The sequence below is a fragment of the Streptomyces roseochromogenus subsp. oscitans DS 12.976 genome, from assembly GCF_000497445.1.
GTDB lineage: Bacteria > Actinomycetota > Actinomycetes > Streptomycetales > Streptomycetaceae > Streptomyces > Streptomyces oscitans.
In genome coordinates, this window is sequence record NZ_CM002285.1 from 6330269 (window position 1) to 6345121 (window position 14853).

The 14853-nt window shown below is 72.1% G+C and carries 15 protein-coding genes; 14 read left to right on the forward strand and 1 reads right to left on the reverse strand.

The genetic code is table 11. The annotated features are described in order from the left end of the window. From M878_RS77000 to M878_RS77025, 6 genes are all read left to right on the forward strand, one after another. Positions 1–1555: ATP-binding cassette domain-containing protein (locus M878_RS77000; protein ID WP_023550624.1), on the forward strand; the 1555-nt coding region annotated here is incomplete at its 5' end. Next, complete coding sequence (locus M878_RS77005; protein ID WP_023550625.1) at positions 1552–2406, forward strand: ABC transporter permease; 855 nt, start codon at positions 1552–1554, stop codon at positions 2404–2406. The genes M878_RS77000 and M878_RS77005, both read left to right, overlap by 4 nt. 230 nt (positions 2407–2636) lie before the next feature. Then, entirely contained in the window at positions 2637–3056 is a 420-nt protein-coding gene (locus M878_RS77010) for a hypothetical protein (protein ID WP_245238224.1), read from the forward strand. A gap of 410 nt (positions 3057–3466) precedes the next feature. After that, positions 3467–3787: a hypothetical protein gene (locus M878_RS77015; protein ID WP_023550627.1), complete on the forward strand. Its 321-nt coding sequence runs from the start codon at positions 3467–3469 to the stop codon at positions 3785–3787. A 63-nt stretch (positions 3788–3850) separates the two neighbouring features. Continuing rightward, on the forward strand, positions 3851–4168 hold the full coding sequence (locus M878_RS77020) for a hypothetical protein (protein WP_023550628.1): 318 nt from the start codon (positions 3851–3853) through the stop codon (positions 4166–4168). 91 nt (positions 4169–4259) lie between these two features. Next, a complete protein-coding gene (locus M878_RS77025; protein WP_023550629.1) occupies positions 4260–4580 on the forward strand; it encodes a hypothetical protein in 321 nt (106 codons plus the stop codon). Between the two features lie 165 nt (positions 4581–4745). On the opposite strand, the gene M878_RS77030 is transcribed toward M878_RS77025, so the two are convergent. Further along, the gene (locus tag M878_RS77030) at positions 4746–5066 is read right to left on the reverse strand and encodes a hypothetical protein (RefSeq protein WP_023550630.1); all 321 of its coding nucleotides are present in this window, start codon (positions 5064–5066) and stop codon (positions 4746–4748) included. A 403-nt stretch (positions 5067–5469) separates the two neighbouring features. Between M878_RS77030 and M878_RS77035 the strand changes: the two genes are divergently transcribed. The 8 genes from M878_RS77035 to M878_RS77070 all read left to right on the forward strand — a co-directional run. Beyond that, entirely contained in the window at positions 5470–6654 is a 1185-nt protein-coding gene (locus tag M878_RS77035) for a glycosyltransferase family 4 protein (protein WP_023550631.1), read from the forward strand. Continuing rightward, complete coding sequence (locus M878_RS77040) at positions 6651–8120, forward strand: exopolysaccharide biosynthesis polyprenyl glycosylphosphotransferase (RefSeq protein ID WP_023550632.1); 1470 nt, start codon at positions 6651–6653, stop codon at positions 8118–8120. The genes M878_RS77035 and M878_RS77040 overlap by 4 nt, the downstream gene beginning before the upstream one ends. Positions 8121–8126: 6 nt before the next feature. Further along, entirely contained in the window at positions 8127–9596 is a 1470-nt protein-coding gene (locus M878_RS94920) for an O-antigen ligase family protein (protein WP_023550633.1), read from the forward strand. Continuing rightward, positions 9584–11272 (forward strand): murein biosynthesis integral membrane protein MurJ, encoded by a 1689-nt coding sequence (murJ, locus tag M878_RS77050; RefSeq protein WP_031225966.1) that lies wholly within the window; start codon positions 9584–9586, stop codon positions 11270–11272. Before M878_RS94920 ends, murJ begins: the two co-directional genes overlap by 13 nt. After that, complete coding sequence (locus M878_RS77055; RefSeq protein WP_031225968.1) at positions 11262–12053, forward strand: polysaccharide deacetylase family protein; 792 nt, start codon at positions 11262–11264, stop codon at positions 12051–12053. The genes murJ and M878_RS77055 overlap by 11 nt, the downstream gene beginning before the upstream one ends. Beyond that, on the forward strand, positions 12050–13189 hold the full coding sequence (locus M878_RS77060; RefSeq protein ID WP_031225969.1) for a glycosyltransferase: 1140 nt from the start codon (positions 12050–12052) through the stop codon (positions 13187–13189). The genes M878_RS77055 and M878_RS77060 overlap by 4 nt, the downstream gene beginning before the upstream one ends. Next, positions 13189–13857, forward strand: coding sequence for a YveK family protein (locus M878_RS77065; RefSeq protein WP_023550637.1), 669 nt, complete (start codon positions 13189–13191; stop codon positions 13855–13857). Before M878_RS77060 ends, M878_RS77065 begins: the two co-directional genes overlap by 1 nt. A 5-nt stretch (positions 13858–13862) precedes the next feature. Beyond that, on the forward strand, positions 13863–14853 hold a 991-nt coding region (locus M878_RS77070; protein ID WP_031225971.1), incomplete at its 3' end, for a GNAT family N-acetyltransferase.

Consider the following 14853-nt stretch of genomic DNA (forward strand, 5'->3'; position numbering starts at 1 on the left):
GACCGGCGGCACCCGGCACATCACCAACCCGGCCGGCGCCAGCCCGCCCGGCGTCTCCGCGCTGCCCGGCCTCGGCGGCACCGGCGGCCTGACCCAGCTGTCCGCGCTCGGCCTCGGCGTCTCCCTCGACTTCCCCGGCCAGTACGCCGGCTTCGACTCCGCGCCGCTCCGCCGCGACCTGCAGATCACCGGCACCCCGACCGCCACCGTCCACATCACCTCGACCACCGACGACGCCGTCCTGTTCGGCAAGGTCTACGACATCGGCCCCGACGGCACCCAGCAGGTGCTGCCGAGCCAGCTCGTCGCCCCTTTCCGGGTGACCGGCGCCAAGACCGGCAAGGACGTCACGGTCACCCTCCCGGCGATCGACCACGAGGTGCAAAAGGGCCACAGGCTCCGACTGGTCCTCGCCTCCACCGACCTCGGCTATGCCTCACCGGCCGCCCCGGCCACCTACACCGTCTCCCTGAAGGGAGACCTGAGTGTGCCGACGGCACCCGCCGTCACCACCGCCGCGGCACCCCTGCCCGCCTGGGTGTGGTGGCTGCCGGCGGCCGGTGCGGCGACCGCGCTCGCCCTGCTGCTCACCGCCCGCCGCCGCACGGCCACCCCCGCGCCGGACCCGCAGCTGGCCGAAGTCCCGCTGGAGATCAAGGACTTGAGCAAGCGGTACGCGAAGTCCGCCGACCGGTTCGCGGTGCGCGAGCTGTCCTTCCGCGTCGAGAAGGGCCAGGTGCTCGGCCTGCTCGGGCCCAACGGCGCGGGCAAGACCACCACCCTGCGTATGCTGATGGGCCTCATCACCCCGGACGACGGCGAGATCCGCGTCTTCGGCCACGCCATCCGGCCCGGCGCGCCCGTGCTGTCGAAAGTCGGCGCCTTCGTGGAGGGCGCGGGCTTCCTGCCGCATCTGTCCGGCCGGGAGAACCTGGAGCTGTACTGGCGGGCCACCGGCCGCCCGCCGGAGGACGCCCATCTGGACGAGGCCCTGGAGATCGCCGGGCTCGGCGACGCGCTCGCCCGCGCGGTGCGCACCTACTCCCAGGGCATGCGCCAGCGCCTCGCCATCGCCCAGGCCATGCTCGGCCTGCCCGACCTGCTCATCCTCGACGAACCCACCAACGGCCTCGACCCGCCCCAGATCCGCGAGATGCGCGAGGTGATGATCCGCTACGCGGCCGCCGGGCGTACGGTGATCGTCTCCAGTCATCTCCTCGCCGAGGTCGAGCAGTCCTGCACGCATCTGGTGGTGATGGACCGCGGCCGGCTCGTCCAGGCGGGCCCCGTCCGGGACATCATCGGCTCCGGCGACACCCTGCTCATCGGTACCGCCACTCCCGTGGAGGAGCCGGTCGCGGAGAAGGTGGCCGCGCTGCCCGGCGTCGCCTCCGCCGTGTGCACCGACGACGGGCTGCTGGTCCGGCTGGCTGCCGGCGGCACCGCCGAGCGGCTCGTCGCGGAGCTGGTGCGGCTGGACGTGCCCGTCGCCTCGGTCGGCCCGCACCGGCGCCTGGAAGACGCCTTCCTCACCCTGATAGGAGGTTCCGCATGAGCGCGCTCACCGAGGTCGCCTCCGGCTATCAGACACGGCACACGCTGCCCCTGCGGGTCGAGCTGGTCCGGCAGCTCAAGCGGCGGCGCACGCTGATCACGGGCGCCGTCCTGGTCCTGCTGCCGTTCGTGCTGCTGATCGCCTTCGCGATCGGCGGCGACCCGGCCGCCCGCAACGACCGGATCACCCTGATGAACACGGCCACTGCGTCCGGCGCCAATTTCGCCGCGGTGAACCTGTTCGTCTCGGCCGGCTTTCTGCTGGTGATCCCGGTCGCCCTGTTCTGCGGGGACACGGTCGCCTCAGAGGCCGGCTGGTCCTCCCTGCGCTATCTGCTCGCCGCACCCGTGCCCCGCGCCCGGCTGCTGTGGTCCAAGCTGGTCGTGGCGCTCGGGCTGAGCCTGGTCGCGATGATCCTGCTCCCGGTGGTCGCCCTCGCGGCCGGTACGGCGGCCTACGGCTGGGGCCCACTGCAGATCCCCACCGGCGGTGCGCTCGACACCGGGGCGGCGGTGCAGCGGCTCGCGGTCACCGTGGCGTACATCTTCGTGTCCCAACTGGTCACCGCGGGGCTCGCGTTCTGGCTGTCGACGAGGACGGACGCCCCGCTCGGCGCGGTCGGCGGCGCGGTCGGCCTGACCATCGTCGGCAATGTCCTGGACGCCGTCACCGCGCTCGGCCACTGGCGTGATTTCCTGCCCGCGCACTGGCAGTTCGCCTGGGCCGACATCGTGCAGCCGCACCCCGAATGGTCCGGCATGATCCAGGGGACGTCGATCTCCCTCACCTACGCATGCGTACTCTTCGCGCTGGCCTTCCGGGGATTCGCCCGCAAAGACGTGGTGTCCTAGTTTTCTGGTCAGCTGCTTTTCGCCCGGCATATTGACTTTCTCACGCTTGGAACACCATACGATCAATCGATTCGCCGACCGGATGCAAATCCCTCTGGAGAATTCCGAGAAATGCGCTTCTTCACTCCCGTGGCATTCATGCGTATGGAGTAGTGCATCGCTTTGGGCGCACTGCGGACTGCTATGTTCTGCGTCTGTCGGATCAGAGGTAACTTCAAGTGAGGTGAATCATGAAGAAGGCAGTTTTCACAACTGCGGCGTTGGCCATCGGCGCGAGTCTCGTGGGTGGCTCCGCCGTCGCGGCGTCGGCCGCCACCAAGGCGCCTGCTCGCGAAACCGGCCCGCTCGGCCTCATGTCCCAGACCGAGGTGACTCCGGCGCTCGTGCCCGCGGCCGACACCGTGATGCGAGTGGCAAAGCAGGGCAGTCTGACCAAGGGCAGTGCGTTCGACCAGAACCAGTCGTCGGCGGTCACCGGCACCAACAAGGCGGCGAAAGTCTCCGGCGTATACCTGGACGGGATGGGCCGGGGCAGCAACAAGAAGCCCGCAATTCCGCTGAAGAATCCCGTGGGAACCGGTTCCGTCCAGCTCCACCCGCTGAACGGCCCGACGAGTGCCGGTCTCGGTAGCCTGCTCAATCAGAGGTGACCGGAATTCTGACACTCTGATCCGGTTCTCGTCCGCCGCAAACCGACACCGCAGCACCGCGGGACGGACCCGCGGTGGCCCTCCTGGTACGACCCACGTCCGGCGCATCACGCAGGCGCAGACCCCAGCTGCCCCAGCCGGACCAGTGGCTCCGCGCCCGTCCGGCGCCCGATGCGTGCCGGGGATACGCCTCAAGCCTGTCCGGCCCACTGGATTCCTCCTTGCCAGTGGGCCGGACGCACGTCGGCATTCATTCCTCCGCTGCGGCCCGGCTAATACAGTGCACGGTCGTCGTTCCGCCATCCGGTGGAATCCGTACCGTATGGGTAGTGTCTGCGTGACTTTTCGCCACATATTTCGGTTTCTTGCTATGTAAGCGCGGCTTACCGTGAATCCAGGAAGGAACCGAGTTGACCAGGAAGTTCGCGGTCATCACTGCACTCGCCCTTGGTGCTGTCTGCGGCAGCGCCGGCGTTGCCTCCGCCCACTCGAACACGACCAACGCCACTGGTGGCAACGGCTTCGCGGAGTCCCCGGTCGTCGTGAACGCCCCTCAGCAGGGTGTGGTTGTCGTCAACGGCTCGCTCATCGATGGCCGCTGCATCGCGCCGTGGTCCAACGGTGCCGTCCTCGGCGGCGTCGTTCCGCCGAACTCGCACTATGCCGCCTGTGACACGGCGACTGTGAACCAGGCGCAGAACGCCCCGTACGCCGGCGGCCTGCTCTTCTGACCCCTGCTCAGATTGATTCCGAGCAGGTGAACCCCTCACAACGCAGTCCGGAAAGGACATCTCATGCGTAACAAGGTTACGGCCATCTCCGCGCTCGCTGCGGGCATCGTCCTGGCGGCCGCCGGCACCGCCGCAGCCGACAACTGCACGACCGTCACCGGTGGCAACGGCTTCTCGGAGTCCCCGGTCGTCGTGAACGCCCCGCAGCAGGGCGCCATCGTTTCCAACGGCTCGCTCGTCGACCTGCGTTGCGTCGCGCCGTGGTCGAACGGCGCCGTACTCGGTGGCGTCGCCGCGCCGAACTCGCACTACGCCGCCTGCAACACGGCGAATGTGAACCAGCAGCAGAACGCCACGTACACCGGCGGTCTGCTCTTCTGACCCCCCTTTTGCTCCGGTCCATCCGGAGCAGGGCGGGGGCGTCGGCTGACGCCCCCGCCCGAACCGCCCCTCCCACCGAAAGGCGCATCTCATGCGTAAGAAGGTTACGGCCCTCTCCGTCCTGGCCGCGGGCCTCGTCCTGGCGGCCGGCGGCACCGCTGCGGCCGACGACAACACCACCACCGCCAACGGCGGCAACGGCTTCGCGGAGTCCCCGGTCGTCGTGAACTCCCCTCAGCAGGGCCTTGTCGTCTCCAACGGCTCCCTGGTCGACGGCCGCTGCATCGCGCCGTGGTCGAACGGTGCCGTCATCGGTGGCATCGTCGCCCCGAACTCGCACTACGCGGCCTGCAACACGGCCACGATCGACCAGTCGCAGAACTCCCCGTACGCCGGCGGCCTGCTGTTCTGAGCAGTCCCGAACAGTCCCAGCCTGGCGGCCCGCCGAACTACGGCGGGCCGTCAGCTGCTTTTCTGCATTTCCGCATACGTCCGCATACGGGTGTGGGCCCGGAAAAGCCGAAGGCCGGCTCCGAGGAACGGAGCCGACCCGAATGGCCCAGCGAGGTGTGCGTCTTTACCTGACGACGGGAAGCTTGGCCGGCAGCTTGGAGGGAAGCTTGGCGGGGCTCTTGCCGTTGAGCGGGTTCGGCAGGGTGCGGCCGAAGACGGGGGTCTGGATGATGCCCGAGTCCTTCACGCCCTCCGTCGTGCTCCTGACGTTGTCGGTCACGCCGCCCATGGGAATCGCGGCCGCGTTGGGGAGCGAGTGGGCCACCGACTTCCCGTCCTCGAGAAGGCCCTGCGCCGGCACGTCCGCGGCAACGGCGGGCGCCGCCGCGGCACCGGCGATGGCCAGGGTGCCGACCATGAGGGCGGCAGCCTTCAGATTCTTCATTGTGTTCCTTTCGTACGCAGCTCGAGTCACCGGAGGGGACTCGCTCCTCGAGGCATCGCGAGTGTCTGGGCTCTCGCTTCTCCTGGGCTAACGAGAGACAGACACCACGGGAAACTCCGCTGCTGACAAGTTCTCGGAACTCATACATCCTGAAAGGCCGTGCGGAATTCTCATCGGATTATCTGCCAGGCTGCTCGTCGGCGTGCGATGGAGCCAAGCGGGTGAGGGGTACGGGAAATATCACTCTGATGACGGCCCTCATTCCGACACAGGTGACGGGTTGGTAGAAAAAGACGGATAAGCGGCTAGTGTTGCATCCGAATCCGACGCGTTTTATGCCGAACCTACGATCACATCCTTCGTGCTGGGTTCGGAATGTTTCTTCGGAAGGGAAGCCTCGGTCATGCGCATTCCCCTCGGTTCCGTCCCCCACCGTGCGACGCGGCCCGCCGCACGCGAGCCGCACGTCCTGCACGTCACCCAGCCGGTCGAGGGCGGTGTCGCCCGGTTCGTGACGGACCTGGCGACGGCGCAGCTCGCCGCGGGGCTGCGCGTCACCGTGGCCTGCCCCCGGGGCGGCACGCTGCCCCACGCACTGCGCGAGGCGGGCTGCAGGGTGCTGCCCTGGGAAGCGACCCGCTCACCGGGGCCTCGACTCCCCGGTGAGGTGGCGCGGTTGGCGCGACTCGTGCGCGACGTGCGGCCCGATGTGCTGCATGCGCACAGCGCGAAGGCGGGGCTCGCTGCGCGACTCGCGCTGCGCGGCCGGCGGCCCACCGTCTTCCAGCCGCACGCCTGGTCGTTCGAGGCCGTGGACGGCGTCATGGCCCAAGCCGCGCTGCGGTGGGAGCAGTTCGCGGCGCGCTGGGCCACGCGCGTGCTGTGCGTGAGCGAGGCCGAAAGGCGTACCGGGGAGCAGCACGGCATCGTCGCCCGGTGGCACGTGATCCCCAACGGGGTCGACACGAGCAGGTTCCAGCCGGAAGGGAACGTCGCCCGGTCCGCGGCCGGCCCGCTCGTCGTGTGCGTGGGACGGCTGTGCCGCCAGAAGGGCCAGGACGTGCTGCTGCAGGCCTGGCCCGCCGTGGTGCGGCAACTGCCCGCCGCCCGGCTGGTGCTGGTCGGCGACGGTCCGGACGCGGCCCGGCTGCGTGCCATGGCGCCCCCGTCGGTGGAGTTCGCCGGCCCGGCAGCCGACGCCGCACCCTGGTACCGGGCCGCCGACGTCGTGGTCCTGCCGTCCCGCTGGGAGGGCATGGCGCTCGTTCCGCTGGAGGCCATGGCGTGTGCCCGGCCGGTCCTCGTCACGGACGTGGACGGGGCGCGCGAGAGCCTGCCGCCCGGCCATCTGCCGCACTGCGTGGTGCCGCCGGAGGACCCCGACACGCTCGCACGCGCGCTGACGGCGCTCCTGCTCCGCGGGCCGCTGCGCGCCGCACTGGGCGCACAGGGCCGCGCCCATGTGCTCGCCGCCCACGACGTACAGCAGACCGCGGACGCGGTGACCGATGTGTACCGCGAACTGCTCGGCATCGTCACCACGCTGGTCGTGGTACCCAACCAGAGCAGAGAGTCCATCACCACATGACTGCGGAAAGCACTGTTCCTCCTCCTGCCGGGGGGTCCCGTGGGGCGGCGGGGAGCGCCGTCTCCCTCCTCGACCCGCCCGGCGCCGCCACCGGGCCCGGACCGTCCTCCGGGCGGGCGCCCCGTCGCTCGCGGCGGATCTCCCGGACCCCCCTGCTGATCGCCGACCTCAGTGGCACCCTGCTGGGCGCCCTGGTCGTGCCGGAGGCCCAGCGGAATCCGCTGCTCATCGCCTTCCTGGGGCTGTGCGTGCTGGGCCTGAACCGACGGGCCCTGCTCTACGACACCTCGGACGTCCCCGGCGTGGTGGAGGAACTGCCCGCCGTCTGCGGGCGCGTCGCCGTCGGCTGGGCGGTCGTCGCGGCGCTCTCCTCGCTGCGGCAGCTGCCGCTGACGGTGCTCGGCACCGCGTGCGCCGTGCACTGCCTGGTGGCCTGTGTGGGCCGCGAGGCGGTGCACGGACGGCGGCGCAGGGCGATCCGGCGCCGGGCCCGGCCCGCTCTGGTGGTGGGGCCGTTCCCGGCGGCGCTGCGGGTCGCGGCCGCGTTGCAGCGCAGCCCGGGCTGCGGAACGCGGCCGGTGGGCCTGGTCTGTGACACACCGGAGTCCGTGCCCGACTCCGCTGACCGGCCCCCGCTGCCGGTCCTCACCTCGCGCGAGGAGGCGCATCGGGCGCTGATCCAGAACGGTGTGGAGACGGTGCTCGTGGTGGGGCCCGCGACGCGGGTGCACAAGGCCCCGATGCTGCGGGAGCTGGCCGCGTTCGGCTGCGTTCTGTGGGAGCTCGACACGGACTCGCCGGCGTACGGCCTGCGCGGTCGTCGCGGGCGGGCGGGGCACCTCGCGGGCTTCTCCCGCAGGCTGCTCTGGCCGGGCTCCGCGCGGCGCGGCGACGGGGTCGGCAAGCGGATGCTCGACCTGGTTCTGTCCGGCGTGTTGCTGCTGCTCACCGGACCGGTGCTCGGGGTGTGCGCGGCCGTGCTGAGGTTCACCGAGGGGCCGGGCGTGGTGTTCCGGCAGGAGCGGATCGGCAAGGACGGGCGGCCGTTCACGATGCTGAAGTTCCGCACCCTGCGGCCCGCCAGCGAGCACGAGGCCGCGACCCGCTGGAGCGTGGCCGACGCGGAGGACATGAGCCGCTTCTGCCAGTTCCTGCGCCGCACCTCGCTGGACGAGCTGCTCCAGCTGTGGAACGTCTTCCGCGGCGACATGAGCCTGGTCGGGCCGCGACCCGAACGGCCCTATTTCGTCACCAAGTTCAGCCAGGCCCACCCGGGCTACCCGGCCCGCCACCGGATGCGGACCGGCATCACCGGACTCGCCCAGATCCACGGGCTGCGCGGCGACACCTCGATCGAGGACCGGTGCCGTTTCGACAACGCGTACATCGACAACTGGTCGCTGTGGCAGGACGTCTGCATCCTGGTGCGCACGGCGGTGCTGTTCGTACGGCCGACGGGGAGCTGAGCCCCGGTGAGTGCTCCCTCGACGGCCTCGCCCCCCCTCGTCCTGCCCCTGGTGCCGCCGGCGCTGCGCCGTGCCGCGCCGGTCCTGCCCGTCGTCGCGATCGTCGTCATGCTGGGGCTGCCGGTGGCACCGGAGAGCAACGCCACCCCTGCCGATGCGGTGTCTGCGCTGGTCGTGCTGTGGGCCGTCGTCCACACCGCGTGCCAGGCGCGGCGCCCGCTGACCCGGACGGCCGCCGTCGTGCTCGGGCTGCCGGTGGTGGGTCTCGCGGTGGCCGCGAGCGGGGCGGTGACGCCCGCCGAGGCCCTCACCGGACTGGCCCGCTATCTGCAGGTGTTCGTGCTCGTCCCGGTCGCGGTGGTGCTGCTGGTACGGGACCGGCGCGACGCCCGGCTGCTGCTCTGGGCGCTGGTCGGCCTCGCGCTGTGGCAGGGCGCGGTCGGGGTGCACCAGTACCTCACCGGGACCGGGGCCTCGTACCAGGGAGCCCAGATCCGGGCGGTGGGTACGTTCGGGCCGGCCGATGTGATGGGGATGGCCACCGCCGTGTCGTTCGGGCTGGTGGCCGCGGTCGGTCTCGCGCTGGGGCCTGTGCCGGAGGTCCCGTCGTCCGCCCGGAGGGCGGGCCCTCCGGGAGAGTGCGTGCCGGGCGCCGCGGGGCTGGGGGCACCTCCCACGCCCTTCAAGGCAGTGGGGGAGGGACTTCCGGCACAGGACCCAGGGGAGCGGGCGCGACGGCAGCGGCTTGTGGCGGCCGCGTGCGCGCTGGCGCTGCTGCTGCCGCTCACGGTGTCCTTCAGCCGGGGTGCCTGGATCGCCACGGCGGTCGCGTGCGGGGCGCAGCTGCTGACGGCCGGCGCACGGCGGGCGGCGCAGCTGGTTGCGGCGGCCGTCGCGGCCTCGGTGGTGCTGGTGGGCGGGTTCGGCGTGGGCGCCGCGGTGCTGCAGGAACGGCTGACCAGCATCACACGGGTCGCCGACGCGCCGGACCAGTCGGTCGTCGACCGCTACAGCCTGTGGACGGCCGCCACCGGCATGTGGCGCGGGCACCCGGTGACGGGAGTCGGGCTGAAGGCCTTTCCCGCGTACCGGGACGGACATGCCCCGCTCGCGCTGTCGTCGGGCAGCGACACGGACGCGGCGGGCTGGGGGTTCAGGCGCCGGCCGCTGCTCAGCCCGCACAACATGTATCTGCTGGTGCTCAGCGAGCAGGGCCTGCTGGGCGCGGTCACGGTGGTGGGCAGCTGGCTGGCCCTGCTGGTGTGCGCGACCGGGCGGCTGCGCCGGGCGGGGCGGGCCCGGGACTGCGCCGTCGCGGCCTGCGGGCTGCTGCTGTGGCAGTACGTGGACTTCCTGTACGCCGACATCGGCGGACCCTCCACCGTGCTGACGGGCGTGTGCCTCGGACTCGGTGCCTGGTGGGCACTGGCACGCGAGTCGACCACGGGCACGGCCGTAAAGGCATGCGGGCGATGAGATCCCCATCCGCCGCGCCACGGGGGACTGCCGACGACGCGGAGGGCGTTCTCGCGCCCGACACTTCCCCGGGCGCGTCCCCCCAAGTGTCCGAAGGCGCTTCCCCGGGCGGTTTCCTCGCGCGCGCGACCCTTGTCACGGCCGTGCTGTCCGTGGCCGGAGCGCTGCTCGGACTCGGCCGCGACCAGGCGCTCGCGCACTTCTTCGGCGCCGGCGCGGCCACCGACGCGTTCCTGGTGGCCTGGACCGTGCCGGAGATGGCGTCGACCCTGCTGATCGAGGACGGCATGGCGTTCCTGCTCGTGCCCGCGTTCAGCGTGGCGCTGGCGCGGCGGGCGGGCGGGAACGTTTCCCCCGATCCGGTGCGCGCGCTGGTCGCCGCCTCGCTGCCGCGGCTGTGTCTCGTCTTCGCCGCCGTGGCCGCCCTGTTCGTGGCCGGAGCGCCGCTGCTCGTCGGCGTCCTGGCGCCCGGCCTGCCCCACCCCGCCCTCGCGGTGGCCTGCACCCGGCTGACCGCGACCTGTGTGCTGAGCTTCGGGCTGGCCGGCTACTGCAGTGCCGCGCTCCGCGCCCACCGCGCCTATCTCGCCCCGGCGACGATCTACGTCGCCTACAACGCCGCGATCATCGCCACGATGTTCGTCCTCGTCACGCGCTGGGGTGTGCGCTCCGCCGCTCTCGGTGTGGCCCTCGGGGGATGCCTCATGGTCGCTGTACAGGCGCCGTCCGTGTGGCGCCGGATCGCCGAGCACCCCGACCGGACCGCCACCGCGTGCCGCCCGGACGGCGGGCGGCCGCTCACCCCCGCCCTCGTCCTGACGGTCCTGCTCTTCGCCCTGTGCCGCCAGTCGCAGGTCCTCATCGAGCGCCATTTCGCCTCCGAGCTGCCCTTCGGCTCCATCTCCCACCTCAACTACGCTCAGAAGATCGGGCAGTTGCCGATGTCCGTGGCGCTGATGCTCTGTATCGTCACCTTCCCGGTGCTGGCACGGGCCGTCGCCGAGGGCGACACACAGCGGGCCCGGGACCGTATCGAGCGGGATCTGGTGATGGTGACCGGCATCGCGCTGCTGGGCGCCGCGGCCATCACGGCGTGTGCTCCGCAGATCGTCCAACTCCTTTTCCAGCGCGGCGCCTTCACCGCCCACGACACCGCCGCGACCGCAGCCGTCCTGCGGGTGTACACGCTCGGGCTGCTCGGCCACACGCTGGTGGGCGCGCTGGTGCGGTCGTACTTCTCCGCCGGCCGCACCACCTGGTACCCCACGGGCGTGATGGCCGTGGGCACGGTCGCCACCGCGGTCATCAGCGCCCGCACCGTGGGGATCTGGGGCGCGCGCGGCATCGCCGCCGCCAACTGCGTCGGCATCACACTGACCGCACTGCTCCTGCTGCGCGGGCTGAGCGGCCGCAGCGTCGCCGTGCGCGTCCGGCGCGTCGTGGCCGAACTGGCCAAGCCGGTGGGCGCGGCGGCGGCCGCCGCCGGCACCGGATACCTCTGCGCACTGCCGTTCACCTCGCCCCTGGCCGGCGTCACCGCGGGCTGCCTGGGCGTCACCGCGGTCTATCTGCCGCTGGTCTGGGCCCTGGACGTGGCGGGAGCCCGGTCGCTGGCCCCCGCGGCGCTCCTCACCCTCCGAGGCCTCCCGACGCGAAGGAAGAGCCATGGTCGTTGACGCTTCCGAAGCTCACCGTACGGCCGGGCAGGAGACCGGCCCCGGCATAGGGGGACGGTCCCGCCGCGGGCCCGCCGCCTGGGTGGCCATGTACCACTCCGTCTCGGACTCCTGGGACGACCCGTTCAACATCACCGTCTCCGCCGCCCGCCTGGCCCGGCAGCTCGCCTGGCTGTGCGGCCGTGGCCTGCGCGGGGTGAGCATGCGCGAACTGCTCGCCGCCCGCGCCCAGGGCCAGGAGCGCGGGCTGGTCGGGCTCACGTTCGACGACGGGTACGCCGACTTCGTCACCACCGCGCTGCCTCTGCTCCGCCACTGGCACTGCGGTGCCACCGTGTTCGTGGTGGCCGGGCGACTCGGCGGCGAGAACGACTGGGAGGTGTCCGGCCCGCGCAAGCGGCTCCTCGACGCGGACGACATCCGCCGGCTGGCGGCCCTCGGGGTCGAGGTCGCCTCGCACGGCCTGACCCACTCCGATCTGACCTGCCTCCCGGACGACGTACTGCACGCGGAGGTCCACGGCAGCCGCACCCTGCTCGCCGAGCTGACCGGCCAGGACATCCACGGCTTCTGCTACCCGTACGGCAGGTTCGACGCGCGGGTCGGAGCCGTCGTGCACGGTGCCGGCTACCGCTACGCCTGCGCCGTCGCATCCGGTCCCAAGAGTGCCGGCGACCTGGCGCTGCCCCGGATTCACATCGGCCAGGCCGACACCGGGATGCGTCTGGAAGTGAAGCGGCGGCTTGCGCGCCCCTGGGGACGTGCCGTGGAGGCCTCATGAGAGTGCTGCACATCATCACGGGTCTCGGCGTGGGCGGCGCCGAGCAGCAACTGCGGCTGCTGCTGCGCCGGCTGCCCGCGCGGTGCGAGGTGCTCACGCTGACCCAGCCCGGTCAGGTCGCCGACGGGCTGGCCGCCGACGGCGTCCGTGTCACCCACCTCGGCATGGGCGGCAACCGGGACATCGGCGCCCTGTTCCGCCTGGCCGGGCACATCCGCGCCGGCCGCTACGACCTGGTGCACACGCATCTGTACCGGGCCTGTGTGTACGGCCGGATCGCCGCGCGTCTCGCGGGCGTGCGGGCCGTCGTGGCCACCGAACACTCCCTGGGCGCCGGGCAGTTGGAAGGCAGGGCCCTGAACGCCGGTATCCGGGCCCTGTATCTCGCCACCGAACGCCTCGGCCGGGCCACGGTCGCCGTCTCCCCGACGGTCGCCGGACTGCTGCGCGGCTGGGGCGTGCCCGACCGGCGGATCCACATCGTCCCCAACGGCATCGACGCCGGCCGTTTCCGCTTCGACGAGGTGCGCCGCAAGGAGGCCCGCGCGTTCTACGGCCTGCCGGAGGACGCGTATGCGGTGGGCTGCGTCGGCCGGCTCGTCCCCAGCAAGCGTTTCGAGGTGGCCGTACACGCGCTGGCGCTGCTGCCCGGTGATGTACGGCTGCTGCTGATCGGTGCCGGGCCCGAGGGCGAGCGGCTGCGCCGCCTCGCGGCGGACCTGGGAGTCGCGCACCGGATGCTCATGACCGGAGAGCTGCCCGGGCTGCCGGACCCGCGGTACGCCGTACCCGACCTGCCCTCGATGCTGTCCGCGCTGGACGTGCTCGTCGCGCCCGCCCTGGAAGAGACGTTCGGCCTGGCCGTGCTGGAGGCACTCGCGGCCGGCCTCCCCGTGCTGTACGCCTCCGCCCCCGCCCTCGCGGACCTGCCTCCCGAGGCGGCTCCGCACGCCCGGCGGATCACGGGCGGCGCCGGAGCGTACGCACGGGAACTGCAGCGGCTGCACGCGGCGCGACCCCGCGAACGACACGTCCCGGACGCGGTCCGGCACTACAGCATCGAGCACACCGCCCGGCAGCTGATGGACGTGTACACGGCCGTCCTGTCGGGGCACGACCCGGAAGGGAGACCCTGATGACCGACACGCCCGCACTGTCCGTGCGCCCGTACCGCCGGATTCTCTCGAAGGCCTCGCGGCTGTTGCTGCGCTGGCTGATCCCGGCCGGCGCGCTGCTCGGCGCCGCCGCCGGAGGCGCGTACGGGGTGGTGAAGCCACCGCAGTACTCGGCCACGAGCTACGTCATCGCCGTACCCTCCCAGAAGTCGAGGGCGGATCCGGCGGCGGCCCTCGGATTCGCGCAGGCCTACGGCCGTGTCGCGACCCAGCTCGCCGTGCTCGTGGAGGCACAGAAGGGGGCGGGCGAACCGGCGGCGGAGCTGCGCCGCAGCGTGCGGGCCGAGACCTCGCCCGACGCGCCGATGATCGCGATCACGGCGACCTCCGAGCGCCCCGCCTGGGCCGCCGACATCGCCAACGCCGTGTCCGGGGCGCTCACCCAGCAGGCCAAACACACCGAGAAGGCCACCGGCATCGTCCTCACGCGGCTGTCCGGCGCCGTCGAACCCACCGAGCCGTCGTCCCCGTCACCGGCCCTGTCCGCGCTGGTGGGCGCGTGCGCCGGAGGTCTGCTGGGCGGCCTCGCCCTGCTGGTCCGGCCGCGGAGGGCGGCGGCGGACAACGACAGGGGCCGGGCGCAGCTGCCCGCCCCGGCGCCCGCCGCCGACGCCCAGGAGGCGCGGTGACGACGGTGGCCGCCCGGGGGCGTGCCCTGTCGGTGCAGGTGTGCGCCGACGAGGGCGCGTTCGCGGACCTGGCGGAGGAGTGGGGGCGGCTGCACGGGGCCTGCCCGTCGGCGACACCGTTCCAGAGCCACGCCTGGCTGCATTCGTGGTGGCTGTCGTACGGAACACCGGGCGGTCTCCGGCTCGTCCTGGTACGGGACCGCGATGAACTGGTCGGTCTCGCACCGCTGATGCGGGTGCACCACCCCTGGCCGGCGCTGGTCCCGATCGGCGGCGCCATCACCGACTTCAACGATGTGCTCCTGGACGAGACGGCGGCCGCCGAGGCCGCCCCGGCGCTGACGGACGCCCTGGCCGACCTGGCCGGCACCGCACTGATCGACTTCCGCGAGGTGCGGCCGGGCGGCGCGGCGGAACGGATCTACCTCGGCTGGTGCGGCCCGCGTCATCGGGGCCGCGACTCCGTGTGCCTGGAGCTGCCCGCCCTGCCCATGGACCAGCTGATCGGGCGGCTGCCGTCGGCGCGCGCCCAGCGCGTCCGCAACAAGGTGAACAAGCTCACCCGGCTCGGCGTCGCATGGCGCGTCCTGCATCCGGACGAGACCGAGGGCGGGCTGCACCGTCTCCTGGCACTGCATCGACTGCAATGGGAGGAGCGGAAGGTGACGCCGGAACATGTGAAGCCGCGGTTTCTGGAGCACCTGATCCGCTCGGCAGGCTCGATGGCCCGCTCCGGCGAGGCGGTCGTCAGGGAGTTCCTGCTCGACGGCGAGGTGGTCGGGGCCGATCTGACGCTGATGTCGCGGAGCTGGGCGGGCCTGTATCTGTACGGCGTCCACCCGCGGCTGAGGGAGTGCAGGACGGACGTGGCGACGATGCTGCTGCGCGCCTCCACCGAGTATCTCGCCGGCAGCGGACGCCAGGTCCTGAGCCTGCTGCGCGGCAACGAGCCGTACAAGTACCGCTGGGCTCCCGAGACGGTCGTCAACCAGCGTC